Genomic DNA, 13,324 nt, shown 5'->3' with positions numbered 1-13,324 from the left:
CTGGCGCACTCGCTTGGCCACTGCCCCGATCTCCCCATGCGCATCCACGTCAGCTTCATCGACCGCGTCGGCATCACCCAGGAAGTCCTGGCCCTGCTCGGCGCCCGCAACCTCAACCTCGATGCCGTGGAGATGGTCCCGCCGAACGTCTACATCGACGCCCCGACCCTCAGCCCTGCCGTACTTGAAGAGCTGCACGACGCCCTGTTCGAGGTGCACGGCGTGCAATCGGTGGAAGTGGTCGACATCCTCCCCGGCCAACGCCGGCACCTGCAGCTCGACGCCCTGCTCGCCGCCATGAGCGACCCGGTACTGGCGGTGGACAGCGCGGGCAAGGTGCTGTTGGCCAACCCGGCGCTGATTGCCCTGTGCGGCCGCGAATCCGCCGGGCGTTCGGTGGGCGAGCTGTTTGGCGATCCCGACCTGCTGCAGGCCCTGCTGGACAACAACTTCCACCTGCCCATGCGCGAAATGCAGCTCAACGGCCAGAGCCTGCTGCTCGACGCCACGCCGATCACCCATGCCGGCGGCCTGCTGACGCTGTACCCGCCGAACCGCATGGGCGAGCGTCTTTCGGCCCTGCACCACGACCACGCCGAAGGCTTCGACGCCATGCTCGGCGACTCCCCGGCGATTCGAACGCTCAAGGCCCGCGCCCTGCGCGTGGCGGCCCTCGACGCGCCGCTGCTGGTGCATGGCGAAACCGGCACCGGCAAAGAGCTGGTGGCCCGTGCCTGCCATGCCATCAGCAGCCGCCATGCCGCGCCGTTCCTCGCCCTCAACTGCGCCGCACTGCCCGAGAGCCTGGCCGAGAGCGAGCTGTTCGGCTACGCCCCCGGCGCCTTCACCGGCGCGCAACGCGGCGGCAAGCCCGGGCTGATGGAGCTGGCCAACCAGGGCACGGTGTTCCTCGACGAGATCGGCGAAATGTCGCCGTACCTGCAGGCCAAACTGCTGCGTTTTCTCAGCGACGGCAGTTTCCGTCGCGTCGGCGGCGACCGCGAGGTGAAGGTGGACGTGCGCATCATCAGCGCCACCCACCGCGACCTCGAGCGCATGGTCGCCGAAGGCACCTTCCGCGAAGACCTGTTCTACCGCCTCAATGTGCTCAACCTGCAGGTGCCGCCGCTGCGCGAGCGCGGCCAGGACATCCTGTCGCTGGCGCATTTCTTCATGCAGCAGGCCTGTACCCAGATCCAGCGCCCACCCTGCCGCCTGGCGCCGGCCACCCATCCAGCACTGCTAGGCAACCCCTGGCCGGGCAACGTGCGCCAGCTGCAGAACGTGATCTTCCGCGCTGCAGCCATCTGCGAAAGCAACGTGGTAGATATCGGCGACCTGGACATCGCCGGTACCTCAGTGGCGCGAGGCCAGGATGGCGAAGTGTCAAGCCTGGAACAGGCGGTGGGAGATTTCGAACGAGAGCTGCTGCAGCGCTTGTATTCCAGCTATCCCTCGACTCGGCAGTTGGCCGGGCGCTTGCAGACCTCGCACACCGCCATCGCCCAACGCTTGCGCAAATATGGAATTCCCGGCAAAGCTTGATACAGGGAAGGCATCTTCCGGGCATCCTCAGCCAAGCGGCGCACTGTTGACCTCCTGTCCAGGGTCACAGTTGAAGGCCATCGTGAAATCCTTCATGTAGCGCAAGGTACTGGGAGCCTGGCCATTGCCACCAAACTCGAGGGCAGGGCTTAAAAACTCCACGGTTCGATAGTTCAAGGCAATCACCGCTTCAAGTTGCAGAGGTCTGAAGACATCCCATGCCCTTACGGTAATACCGCTCTGGAAGGAAAAAAGCGTCAGCGCTGTCGAAATCTGACTGATCCAGGTGCCGTCACCGCAGTAAGAGATCAAACGTCGCCCAGAGGGCCCCATGCTGAAAAGTTTCATTCCTTGAACCGGCGCCAGCCAGTTGTTCTCCCACAAACTGAGTATATCGAACAGACTACCTACCAGCCCATCGCGATTTGCATAGTCATTAATCTGGACCAACTGTTCACTGGCAAAATCAAGTGTCAAGCGCCCGACAACTTCCAGTGCCTTTTCATAGATATTGTCGCTGCTGAATATGAGTTGCACCCCCGAGCAGTCCGGGAGGTACTGTTGCTGAGGGATCACCGAGGAGTCATAGCCCGTGAAGCAGGACGAAAGGGCCAGCGAGTAGCTCTCAGCCCATGCCAGCTCCGGCGGGAAAGCGGAGCTGAGTTGCACAAATATCGGCGCGGCGGTCTTTTCAAGTTTTGATACACCTGAGAGAAATACAGAAAGCACTTCGCGCTCCTGTAGGGTTAATGCTGAAGTAGACGTGTATGTAAACACAGTATCCGCAGTCAACAATGAAGTATCCATGGCAACCTCCCTTGCGTGGACTCATGCCTTAGCGTAGACAAGTATCGGGCAGGCACCTCCTATTAAAACTTGCATTGATTATTAGACTGCTACACTCAGCCGTGGGCAATATTTGTTGCCTCACCACAGCGAGGAGCGCACGTTCATGAGAAATGGAATTTTGGTCCCCGAATATATTGCCAACGGCGGACTGGTTCTCCCCGAGAGCCTGAAAAAAGATTTTCAGAGGATGAATAGCGCGCGTGGGAGCCTGCAAGGCAGGGCACCCATGGCGGCGGCGGCAGCGGCGGCTGATCAAACCACGCCCGATACGGTAACGGCGATCAACGATCACTTCGTGAGCTCCAGCAAACTCACAAAGAAACAACAGGAAATGTTCGCCAGAAGCATTCTTTTCATCAACCATGCAGCCATCGGTCATGCCAAGAGCGAACTGGGCTGGAGCGCTGAGAAGATTGCCAACCCTGACGTAAGGAACACCAAGGAATGGTGGAATGTGATTGCCTATGTCGTGCAGAACCACTGCCCTTGGATCAACATCGATCTGGTCATCAATAGCTCCTGCCACAACGAGACGCACAGCGGCGAGATCAACATGTCGGCCATCATCGCCAATGTCATGAGCGTGGTGGCAGGCTCCGAAGCCGCCGCACAGGTCACCGCGCTCGGCAAGACGTTCAGCGATGGCAGCGGCGGCACGGACGTCAACAGCGTGGGGACCTTCTTCTGGTCCCAGAAGTGCACCAACGAAAGCAAAAGCGAACTTACCAACAGCCCGGCCATCGGAGACGTCAATGGCAACGTCGCCTATGCCTATGCCTTCGTGTACATGAACCACACCGAGAATAACTGGCGGTCGCTGTTTGTCAGCAACCACTATGACTCCTTCACTTGCAGCGTGGTGTCCTATCGCTTGCAGATGTTGAAGGCGATGTGGAAAGACGTTGAGGATGACGTCAACCAGCAGATCAAGCCCTGGGTGGACGATCAGATCCACTCCGCTCCGATGGGGTGACGGAGGAAAGTACGACCATCCTTTACTGGCCGCTACCGCAACCTGAGCAGCATCCCATTCATCGGAAAACGGATAACTCACCGTCCTTGGCCTTCCGTGCCCTGGGCGGTGAGCCAGTTACAGCACACGTCTCATGCGCAATGCCGGCCCAAGGCTGCCAGCGGTACTCACGGCCACTCGTATTGAATTCAATACACCGTATCGAATTCAATACAAACCTGTTTGGGTGCGCCTGCGCAAGGGTTTGATCCCGCAAGACTTTTGAATCTCCTCCTACCCGTATCGATTTCATTCCACCCAGGGCACTCAATACGTGCGTAAAATTACTTAACCAATTGATTTATAAGAATATTTATTTGCTGGCCGCATTATTGCTAAGGGAATTCCAACCTTAAGAGCGCGGAGCCTACCGCGCCCAACGCCCCCTGCTTCCCGAGGAATTCCCATGAGCGAGTTGCGTTTCACTGAAGATCACGAATGGCTGCGCGTCGAAGCCGATGGCAGCGTCACCGTAGGCATCACCGCCTATGCCCAGAACGCCTTGGGTGATGTGGTCTATGTGCAACTGCCGGAGCTGCAGCAGTACGACAAGGGCGCCGAAGCCTCCACCGTGGAGTCGGTCAAGGCCGCCAGCGGCGTGTACATGCCACTGACCGGCGAAGTGGTCGCGGTCAACGAAGATCTCAACGACAGCCCAGAGCTGGTCAACGAAGACCCGCTGGGCGAAGGCTGGTTCTTCCGTTTCAAGCCTGCCGACATGAGCGAAGTGCACGCCCTGCTCGACCAGGATGCGTACGACCGCCTGCTCAAAGCCAACGACGACGCCTGAGGAATCACCATGACCATCAACCTCGGCACCGCCAACGAATTCATCGCCCGCCACATCGGGCCACGCGCCGCTGACGAGCAGGCCATGCTCACGACCCTGGGCTTCGACTCGCTGGACGCGATGACCGCCGCGGTCATCCCGGACAGCATCAAGGGCACCAGCGTGCTGGGCAGCCACGACGGCCAGAGCGAGGCCGACGCCCTCGCCGCGCTGAAAGCCATCGCCGGCAAGAACCAGCTGTTCAAGAACTACATCGGCCAGGGCTACTACAACACCCACACCCCGGCGCCGATCCTGCGCAACCTCCTGGAAAACCCGGCCTGGTACACCGCCTACACCCCGTACCAGCCAGAGATCTCCCAAGGCCGCCTGGAAGCACTGCTGAACTTCCAGACCCTGATCAGCGACCTCACCGGCCTGCCGATCGCCAACGCCTCGCTGCTCGACGAAGCCACCGCCGCCGCCGAGGCCATGACCTTCTGCAAACGCCTGTCGAAGAACAAGGCCAGCCATGCCTTCTTCGCCTCCGTGCACTGCCACCCGCAGACCCTCGACGTGCTGCGCACCCGCGCCGAACCGCTGGGCATCGAAGTGGTGGTGGGCGACGAGCGTGAACTGGGCGACGTCAGTGCCTACTTCGGCGCCCTGCTGCAATACCCGGCCAGCAACGGCGACGTGTTCGACTACCGCGAAGTGGTGCAGCGCTTCCACGCCGCGGGCGCCCTGGTGGCCGTGGCCGCCGACCTGTTGGCCCTGACCCTGCTCACTCCGCCGGGCGAGTTCGACGCCGACGTGGCCATCGGCAGCGCCCAGCGCTTCGGCGTGCCGCTGGGCTTCGGCGGCCCGCACGCGGCCTACTTCGCCACCCGCGACGCCTTCAAGCGCGACATGCCGGGCCGCCTGGTCGGCGTGTCGATCGACCGCTTCGGCAAGAGCGCCCTGCGCCTGGCCATGCAGACCCGCGAGCAGCACATCCGCCGCGAGAAAGCCACCAGCAACATCTGCACCGCCCAGGTGCTGCTGGCCAACATCGCCAGCATGTACGCCGTGTACCACGGCCCGGCCGGCCTCAAGCGCATCGCCGAACGCACCCATGCGCTGACCGCGATCCTCGCCACCGGCCTGACCAAGCTCGGCATCAAGGTCGCCACCGGCGATTTCTTCGACACCCTGACCCTGGCCACCGGTGACAGCACCAGCGCATTGCACGACAAAGCCCGCGCCCAGGCCATCAACCTGCGCCAGATCGACACCGCCCAGCTGGGCCTGTCGCTGGACGAAACCAGCAGCCAGGCCGATGTCGAGGCTCTGTGGCAGCTGTTCGCCGACGGCCAGGCCAGCCCTGACTTCGCAGCCCTGGCCAACACCGTCGCCGTGCGCCTGCCGGTCGGCCTGCTGCGCCAGTCGGCCATCCTCGAACACCCGGTGTTCAACCGCTACCACAGCGAAACCGAGCTGATGCGCTACCTGCGCCGCCTGGCCGACAAGGACCTGGCGCTGGACCGCAGCATGATCCCGCTGGGCTCGTGCACCATGAAGCTCAACGCCGCCAGCGAGATGATCCCGGTGACCTGGGCCGAGTTCGGCAACCTGCACCCGTTCGCCCCGGCCGAGCAGAGCCAGGGCTACCTGCAGATGACCACCGAGCTGGAGGCCATGCTCTGCGCCGCCACCGGCTATGACGCCGTGTCGCTGCAGCCCAACGCCGGTTCCCAGGGCGAGTACGCCGGCCTGCTGGCGATCCGCGCCTACCACCGCAGCCGTGGCGACAGCCACCGTGACATCTGCCTGATCCCGTCCTCGGCCCACGGCACCAACCCGGCGACCGCGCACATGGCCGGCATGCGCGTGGTGGTCACCGCCTGCGACGCCCGTGGCAACGTCGACATCGACGACCTGCGCGCCAAGGCCATCGAGCACCGTGAGCGCCTGGCCGCGATCATGATCACCTACCCGTCGACCCACGGCGTGTTCGAGGAAGCCATCGGCGAAATCTGCGCGATCATCCACGACAACGGCGGCCAGGTGTACATCGACGGCGCCAACATGAACGCCATGGTCGGCCTGTGCGCCCCGGGCAAGTTCGGCGGCGACGTCTCGCACCTGAACCTGCACAAGACCTTCTGCATCCCCCACGGCGGTGGCGGCCCGGGCGTCGGCCCGATCGGCGTCAAGGCGCACCTGGCGCCGTTCCTGCCCGGCCATGCAACGCTCGAGAACACCACAGGCGCCGTGTGCGCCGCGCCGTTCGGCAGCGCGAGCATCCTGCCGATCACCTGGATGTACATTCGCATGATGGGTGGCGCGGGCCTCAAGCGCGCCTCGCAGATGGCGATCCTCAACGCCAACTACATCGCCCGCCGCCTGGAAGAGCACTATCCTGTGCTGTACACCGGCGGCAATGGCCTGGTGGCGCACGAGTGCATCCTCGACCTGCGTCCGCTCAAGGACACCAGCGGCATCAGCGTCGACGACGTCGCCAAGCGCCTGATCGACTTCGGCTTCCACGCCCCGACCATGTCCTTCCCGGTGGCCGGCACGCTGATGATCGAACCGACCGAAAGTGAGTCGAAAGAGGAACTGGACCGCTTCTGCAACGCCATGATCCAGATCCGCGAAGAGATTCGCGCGGTCGAGAACGGCAGCCTGGACAAGGACGACAACCCACTGAAGAACGCCCCGCACACCGCAGCGGAGCTGGCCGGCGAATGGACCCACGGCTACAGCCGCGAGCAGGCGGTGTACCCGCTGGCGAGCCTGGTGGAAGGCAAGTACTGGCCGCCGGTGGGCCGGGTTGACAACGTGTTCGGCGACCGCAACCTGGTCTGCGCCTGCCCGTCGATCGAGAACTATCAGGACGTCTGATCGGGTGGGGCCGCTGCGCGCCCCATCGCCGGCAAGCCGGCTCCCACAGGTTCAGCGCTAAGCTGTGGGAGCTGGCTTGCCGGCGATGGGCTGCGCAGCAGCCCCAATGGGCTTACTGGCCATCATCAGGAGGAAGCAGCATGTCTTTGAGCGTCTTCGACCTGTTCAAGATCGGCATCGGCCCCTCCAGCTCGCACACGGTCGGGCCGATGCGCGCCGCCGCGCGCTTCGCCGAAGGCTTGCGCCGTGATGGCCTGCTGGCCGGCACGGCCACGGTCAAAGCCGAGCTGTACGGTTCGCTCGGCGCCACCGGCAAGGGCCACGGCAGCGACAAGGCCGTGTTGCTTGGCTTGGAGGGCGAGCATCCGGACACCGTCGATACCGAAGCCATCCCCGCCCGTCTGCAAGCCATTCGTGAGAGCGGTCGGCTCAGCCTGCTCGGCGAACACGACATCGCCTTCGTCGAAAAACAGCACCTGGCGATGATCCGCAAACCGCTGGCCTACCACCCCAACGGCATGATCTTCCGCGCCTTCGACAGCGCCGGCCTGCAGATCCGCAGCCGCGAGTACTACTCGGTGGGCGGCGGTTTCGTGGTTGACGAGGATGCGGCCGGCCATGACCGCATCGTCGAGGACAGCACCGTGCTGCCCTACCCGTTCAAGACCGGCAAGCAACTGCTGGGCCACTGCACTGCGCAGCACCTGTCGTTCAGCCAGGTGATGCTGGCCAACGAGGCCGCCTGGCGCCCCGAAACCGAGACCCGTGCCGGCCTGCTGCGCATCTGGCAGGTGATGCAGGACTGCGTCGAAGCCGGGTGCCGACACGAAGGCATCCTGCCGGGCGGGCTGAAGGTCAAGCGCCGGGCCCCGGCGTTGTACCGCCAGCTCAGCCGGCATCCGGAAGCCAGCCTGCGCGATGCGCTGTCGGTGCTCGACTGGGTCAACCTCTACGCCCTGGCGGTGAACGAGGAAAACGCCTACGGCGGCCGCGTGGTCACCGCGCCGACCAACGGCGCGGCCGGCATTGTGCCGGCGGTGCTGCATTACTACATGCGCTTCGTCCCCGGCGCCAATGAAGACGGCGTGGTGCGCTTCCTGCTTACTGCCGCTGCCATCGGCATTCTGTACAAGGAAAACGCCTCGATCTCCGGCGCCGAGGTCGGTTGCCAGGGCGAAGTCGGCGTGGCCTGCTCGATGGCCGCAGGCGCCCTGTGCGAAGTGATGGGCGGCACCCCGCAGCAAGTTGAGAACGCCGCCGAGATCGGCATGGAACACAACCTGGGCCTGACCTGCGACCCCATCGGCGGGCTGGTCCAGGTGCCCTGCATCGAGCGCAACGCCATGGGCTCGGTGAAGGCGATCAACGCGGTGCGCATGGCCCTGCGCGGCGACGGGCAGCACTACGTTTCCCTCGACAAGGTCATCCGCACCATGCGCCAGACCGGCGCCGACATGAAAAGCAAATACAAGGAGACCGCCCGCGGCGGTCTGGCCGTCAACATCATCGAATGTTGACCCGAATAAAAAACGAGGAGTCACCGATGTCCGAAACACTGCACAAGACCCCGCTGCACGCCCTGCACCTGGAACTGGGCGCGCGCATGGTGCCGTTCGCCGGCTACGACATGCCCGTGCAATACCCCCTGGGCGTGCTCAAGGAGCACCTGCACACCCGCGAGCAGGCCGGCCTGTTCGACGTTTCGCACATGGGCCAGATCATCCTGCGCGGCAGCGACGCCGCCAAGGCCCTGGAGACCCTGGTGCCGGTGGACATCATCGACCTGCCGGTGGGCATGCAGCGCTATGCCATGTTCACCAACGCGCAAGGCGGCATCCTCGACGACCTGATGGTCGCCAACCTCGGTGACGACACCCTGTTCCTGGTGGTCAACGCCGCCTGCAAGGACCAGGACCTGGCCCACCTGCGCCAGCACATAGGCAACCGTTGCGAGATCCAGCCGCTGTTCGAAGAGCGCGCCCTGCTCGCCCTGCAAGGCCCGGCGGCGGTGAAGGTGCTGGAGCGCCTGGCACCTGCGGTGGCGAAGATGACGTTCATGCAGTTCCAGCCTGTTCAACTGCTCGACGCCGACTGCTATGTCAGCCGCTCGGGCTACACCGGTGAGGACGGTTTCGAGATTTCCGTGCCGGCCGACAAGGCCGAAGCACTGGCGCGCCGCCTGCTGGCCGAGCCAGAGGTACAGCCAATCGGCCTGGGCGCACGCGACTCACTGCGCCTGGAAGCCGGCCTGTGCCTGTACGGCCACGACATGGACACCACCACCACGCCGATCGAGGCCAGCCTGCTTTGGGCCATCTCCAAGGTGCGCCGCGCCGATGGCGCGCGCGCTGGCGGCTTCCCTGGCGCAGACACCGTGTTCGCCCAGCAACAGGCTGGCGTGGCGCGCAAGCGGGTCGGCCTGCTGCCCCAGGAACGCACGCCTGTGCGAGAGGGCGCGCAGATCGTCGACGAGGCTGGCAAAGTGGTCGGCGAAGTGTGCAGTGGCGGCTTTGGTCCGACGCTCGGCGCGCCCGTGACCATGGGCTATGTCGATATCGAACATGCGGCCCTCGACACGGCGTTGTTTGCCGTTGTCCGTGGCAAGCAAGTTGCCTTGAAGGTCAGCAAAATGCCTTTCGTGGCGCAACGTTACTACCGTGGCTGAATGAGTGGATTGGACGGGTTCGACATATTCGTTTTCGAACCTGTCCAATAACTTCTGAACATAGCGCCAGGCCAGGCGCCACGGCGTTTCCGACAAATCGTTCGGTGATCGGGAAAAGCCTGATTTTCACCCGCTGCGAGGGCTTGTTTTTCGCTCGACAGTTGGCGTAGAGTCACTGCACTGTGTTTGCATGGGTCGCAACAGTTCGTGACCTGGGCCAGTAGCCGCAATCTGCTACAACCCGTTCGACGTCTCTTACTTTCCTGCAACCCAGCCCAGTAATCTTTCGCTTACAAAATGATGCGAAAGTAACTGTCATTAAAATTGAGTTCCATAGGAAGAAAGACAATGTCGACTCGTCAGAACGGTACCGTCAAGTGGTTTAACGACGAAAAAGGTTATGGCTTCATCACCCCAGAAAGCGGTCCGGATCTGTTCGTGCACTTCCGCGCCATCCAAGGCAACGGCTTCAAGAGCCTGAAAGAAGGCCAGAAAGTGACCTTCGTGGCCGTCCAGGGCCAGAAAGGCATGCAGGCTGACGAAGTCCAGGCCGAAGGCTGATCTTTCGATAAAAAGCCCCTGTGTTGACGCACAGGGGCTTTTTTGTGCGCGCAATTCCATAGAATGAGCCTTTGCCATCTGGAGCTGTCATGCATGTCCAAGCCATTGCTCAACCCCCAGGGTGATTTCCCGCCGGTCGGCCTGGGTCGTCGCCTGGCCGCGATGTTCTACGACTTCCTGCTGTGCACCGCCCTGCTGATCGTGACTGCCGGGGCCTACAAGATGATCCAGATGGCGATCATCGGCGAGGCGCGCATGCGCGAGCTGACCGAGGCCGGTGCCCTGGACGGTGACCCGCTGCTGTCGACCATTTTGCTGTTCGCCCTGTTCGGCTTCTTCGCCAAGTTCTGGACCCACGGCGGCCAGACCCTCGGCATGCAGGTGTGGGGCATGCGCGTGCAGAACGCCGATGGCAGCGCCATCAGCCTCTGGCAGGCGTTGTTGCGTTTCGTGGTGTCGATCGCGTCATGGCTGTGCCTGGGGCTGGGTTTCATCTGGTCGTTGTTCGACAAACGTAAACGCAGTTGGCACGACATCTATTCAGAGACCCAACTAGTACGCCTGCCCAAACGCAAGAAGTGAGCTAGCCCGCTCCCACGAAACACGCGCAAAAAGAAGCCGACCCAAGGGTCGGCTTCTTTGTGCAGTTCAGGCCATCAACCCGCCCGGCGCATCAACCACAAACCCGCCAGCGCACAGATACCGGCCGGGATCACCACCGCCAGCAGCGGCGGGAAGCCGAACACCTGGCTCGATGGGCCGAGCAACTCACCGGCGATGCGGAACACGAAGCCCACCAGTACACCGGTGAAGACGCGCTGGCCGAGGGTGACCGAACGCAACGGGCCGAAGATGAACGAGATCGCCATCAGCACCAGCGCCGCAGTCACTACCGGCTGCAGGACCTTGGTCCAGAACGCCAGCCAGTAGCGCGCATTGTTCAGCCCTTGATCGGACAGGTAGTGGATGTAGTCCCACAGCCCGGTGATCGACAGTGATTCCGGTGCCAGCACCACGGTGTTGAGCAGTTCCGGGGTCACCGACACGTCCCATACCTCTTCAGGGCTCTTGACCACTTCGGTGTGGTCACCGCGGAAGTAAGTGGTAGCCACATCGTTGAGCATCCATTTACCGTCGACGTACTGCGCCCGGCGGGCAAAGCTGGAGGTCTGGATCTTGCGCTCGCTGTCGAAGCGGTAGCGGGTCACACCCAGCAGCAGGCCATTGGGCTGCACCGAGTTGATGTGCACGAACTCCTCGCCCTGGCGGTGCCACATGCCGCGCTTGGAACTTTGCGCCTCGCCACCGCCCTGGGCCAGCGAACGGTCGGCCTGGGCCTTGTTCTCGGTGACCGGCGCCACATACTCGCCGATCAGCAGGCCGACCAGCATCAGCACCAGCATCGGTTTCATCACCGCCCAGACGATGCGGCCGATGGACACACCGGCGGCGCGCATGATGGTCAGCTCGCTGCTGCTGGCCAGGCTGCCCAGGCCGATCAGGCAGCCGATCAGCGCCGCCATCGGCAGCATGTCGTAGAGCCGGCGCGGCGCGGTGAGCAGCACGAAGCTGCTGGCGTCCATGACCGTGTAGGTGTCGCTCAAATCGCCCATCTCGTCGATGAAGGCGAACAACGAGGCCAGGCCAAGGATGATGCCGAGCACGGCGAGAATGGCCAGCAGCACGCTCTGGCCGATGTAGCGATCCAGTTTAACCACGGGCCACCTCCGCACGGCGAGCGGCACGCTTGAGGCGCAGCGGCTCCCAGTACATCAGCGCCAGGCCGATCAGCAGGAACAGGCCATGGACCCACCAGATACCCAGCGAGATAGGCAACTTGCCCTTCTCCAGGGCGCCACGCACGGAAATCAGCATTGTCAGATAGGCCATGTACAGGAGAATCGCCGGCAGCAGCTTGAGGAAGCGGCCCTGGCGCGGGTTGACACGGGACAGCGGCACCGCCAGCAAGGTGACCACGAACACCAGCAACGGCAGCGACAGGCGCCATTGCAGCTCGGCACGCTCACGCAGCCCCTGATGCCCGAACAGGTCGGAAGTCGGGATGGCCTCGCGCTCGGTCACCTCCTCGGCGACCTCAGGCTTGGGCAGCAGCACGCCATAGGTGTCGTACTTGATGGCACGGTAGTCGGCCTGGCCGGGATTGCCGTCGTAGCGGTAGCCGTTCTGCAGCACCAGGTAGCGGTTGCCGTCGGCCTGCACTTCCTGGTGGCCCTTCTCGGCGACCAGCACCGAAGGCGCGCGGTCCTTGGTCTTGTCCTGATTGAAGCGCTTCTCGGAGATGAACACACCCGCCAGGTTGATGCGGTCATCGGACAGCTGCTCGGTGTAGGTCACCCGCGAGCCATCGCGCAGGGTCTGGAAACGGCCCGGCACCAGGGTGTCGAACTCGGTCAGGGTGTCCTGCTGGGCGATGATCTTCTGCACCTGGGCAACCCCCAGGGGGGCCAGGCTCAGGCTCAGCCAGGCCACCAGCAAGGCCACCAGTGCCGCCGGCACCATGGTCACGGCCAGCAGGCGCTGCTGGCTCATGCCGGTGGCCGAGAGCACGGTCATCTCGCTTTCGAGATACAACCGGCCATAGGCAAGCAGGATGCCGAGGAACAGCCCAAGCGGCAGGATCAGTTGCAGGAAGCCCGGCAGGCGGAACCCCATGATCATGAACAGCACGCCCGGGTCGAGCATGCCCTGGGCCGCCTGGGCCAGGTATTTGATGAAGCGCCCGCTCATGATGATCACCAGCAGCACAGCGCTGACGGCGCTCAAGGTCACCAGGACCTCGCGGGACAGATAACGAAAGACGATCAAACCAGACACTCCTGGGTTGTCAGGGGCGGACAGCCAAACGAACGATTCGGACAGCCAAGACCAATGCCGGTTCGCCAAGGCGAACCTCCATGTAAAAGTGCGCGCATTATCCTGTGATTGACGGCGCCTGTCACTTGGCCGCGCACCTTGGCGCATGACGGGGTTGTCAGCAAGGTCGCGGCAAGCTCAAACTGGCAGCTTTTCCGCTGGC

At 63.2% G+C, this 13,324-nt stretch carries 11 protein-coding genes; 8 read left to right on the top strand and 3 right to left on the bottom strand.

What is annotated here, in order from left to right:
- Positions 1 to 36 precede the first annotated feature (36 nt).
- Positions 37 to 1,545 (top strand): sigma-54-dependent transcriptional regulator, encoded by a 1,509-nt coding sequence (locus ABZO33_RS18575; protein WP_414537194.1) that lies wholly within the window; start codon positions 37 to 39, stop codon positions 1,543 to 1,545.
- A 27-nt stretch (positions 1,546 to 1,572) separates the two neighbouring features.
- Here the strand turns inward: ABZO33_RS18575 and ABZO33_RS18570 are convergent, their stop codons facing one another.
- Positions 1,573 to 2,352 (bottom strand): hypothetical protein, encoded by a 780-nt coding sequence (locus ABZO33_RS18570; RefSeq protein WP_414537193.1) that lies wholly within the window; start codon positions 2,350 to 2,352, stop codon positions 1,573 to 1,575.
- Positions 2,353 to 2,497: 145 nt separating this feature from the next.
- On the opposite strand from ABZO33_RS18570, the gene ABZO33_RS18565 reads away from it, so the two are divergent.
- The 7 genes from ABZO33_RS18565 (at position 2,498) to ABZO33_RS18535 (ending at position 10,869) form a co-directional block, all read left to right on the top strand.
- On the top strand, positions 2,498 to 3,367 hold the full coding sequence (locus ABZO33_RS18565; RefSeq protein WP_414537192.1) for a hypothetical protein: 870 nt from the start codon (positions 2,498 to 2,500) through the stop codon (positions 3,365 to 3,367).
- 445 nt (positions 3,368 to 3,812) lie between these two features.
- Positions 3,813 to 4,196: a glycine cleavage system protein GcvH gene (gene gcvH / locus ABZO33_RS18560; RefSeq protein ID WP_217868505.1), complete on the top strand. Its 384-nt coding sequence runs from the start codon at positions 3,813 to 3,815 to the stop codon at positions 4,194 to 4,196.
- Positions 4,197 to 4,205: 9 nt separating this feature from the next.
- On the top strand, positions 4,206 to 7,061 hold the full coding sequence (gene gcvP / locus ABZO33_RS18555) for an aminomethyl-transferring glycine dehydrogenase (RefSeq protein WP_414537191.1): 2,856 nt from the start codon (positions 4,206 to 4,208) through the stop codon (positions 7,059 to 7,061).
- Positions 7,062 to 7,201: 140 nt separating this feature from the next.
- The gene (locus tag ABZO33_RS18550) at positions 7,202 to 8,578 is read left to right on the top strand and encodes an L-serine ammonia-lyase (RefSeq protein WP_414537190.1); all 1,377 of its coding nucleotides are present in this window, start codon (positions 7,202 to 7,204) and stop codon (positions 8,576 to 8,578) included.
- A gap of 26 nt (positions 8,579 to 8,604) precedes the next feature.
- Positions 8,605 to 9,726, top strand: coding sequence for a glycine cleavage system aminomethyltransferase GcvT (gcvT, locus tag ABZO33_RS18545; protein WP_414537189.1), 1,122 nt, complete (start codon positions 8,605 to 8,607; stop codon positions 9,724 to 9,726).
- Between the two features lie 348 nt (positions 9,727 to 10,074).
- The gene (locus ABZO33_RS18540; protein WP_414537188.1) at positions 10,075 to 10,287 is read left to right on the top strand and encodes a cold-shock protein; all 213 of its coding nucleotides are present in this window, start codon (positions 10,075 to 10,077) and stop codon (positions 10,285 to 10,287) included.
- Between the two features lie 93 nt (positions 10,288 to 10,380).
- Entirely contained in the window at positions 10,381 to 10,869 is a 489-nt protein-coding gene (locus ABZO33_RS18535; RefSeq protein WP_046854298.1) for an RDD family protein, read from the top strand.
- A gap of 74 nt (positions 10,870 to 10,943) precedes the next feature.
- Here the strand turns inward: ABZO33_RS18535 and lptG are convergent, their stop codons facing one another.
- Both lptG and lptF read right to left on the bottom strand, forming a co-directional pair.
- Entirely contained in the window at positions 10,944 to 12,005 is a 1,062-nt protein-coding gene (lptG, locus tag ABZO33_RS18530; RefSeq protein ID WP_023632477.1) for an LPS export ABC transporter permease LptG, read from the bottom strand.
- The gene (gene lptF / locus ABZO33_RS18525; protein WP_023632478.1) at positions 11,998 to 13,113 is read right to left on the bottom strand and encodes an LPS export ABC transporter permease LptF; all 1,116 of its coding nucleotides are present in this window, start codon (positions 13,111 to 13,113) and stop codon (positions 11,998 to 12,000) included. The genes lptG and lptF overlap by 8 nt, the downstream gene beginning before the upstream one ends.
- Between the last annotated feature and the right edge of the window lie 211 nt (positions 13,114 to 13,324).

Origin of the sequence: Pseudomonas sp. CAM1A, from assembly GCF_047501685.1 — a bacterium.
Taxonomy (GTDB): Bacteria; Pseudomonadota; Gammaproteobacteria; order Pseudomonadales; family Pseudomonadaceae; genus Aquipseudomonas.
The sequence above is the reverse complement of the archived record's forward strand: the minus strand, read 5'-3'. Positions and strand labels throughout refer to the sequence as shown.

What these genes read in the sequence shown, in the direction of transcription:
- ABZO33_RS18575 (WP_414537194.1), top strand. Translation starts at nt 37, where the DNA reads ATGCGCATCCACGTCAGCTTCATCGACCGCGTCGGCATCACCCAGGAA.
- ABZO33_RS18570 (WP_414537193.1), bottom strand. Translation starts at nt 2,352, where the DNA reads ATGGATACTTCATTGTTGACTGCGGATACTGTGTTTACATACACGTCT.
- ABZO33_RS18565 (WP_414537192.1), top strand. Translation starts at nt 2,498, where the DNA reads ATGAGAAATGGAATTTTGGTCCCCGAATATATTGCCAACGGCGGACTG.
- gcvH (WP_217868505.1), top strand. Translation starts at nt 3,813, where the DNA reads ATGAGCGAGTTGCGTTTCACTGAAGATCACGAATGGCTGCGCGTCGAA.
- gcvP (WP_414537191.1), top strand. Translation starts at nt 4,206, where the DNA reads ATGACCATCAACCTCGGCACCGCCAACGAATTCATCGCCCGCCACATC.
- ABZO33_RS18550 (WP_414537190.1), top strand. Translation starts at nt 7,202, where the DNA reads ATGTCTTTGAGCGTCTTCGACCTGTTCAAGATCGGCATCGGCCCCTCC.
- gcvT (WP_414537189.1), top strand. Translation starts at nt 8,605, where the DNA reads ATGTCCGAAACACTGCACAAGACCCCGCTGCACGCCCTGCACCTGGAA.
- ABZO33_RS18540 (WP_414537188.1), top strand. Translation starts at nt 10,075, where the DNA reads ATGTCGACTCGTCAGAACGGTACCGTCAAGTGGTTTAACGACGAAAAA.
- ABZO33_RS18535 (WP_046854298.1), top strand. Translation starts at nt 10,381, where the DNA reads ATGTCCAAGCCATTGCTCAACCCCCAGGGTGATTTCCCGCCGGTCGGC.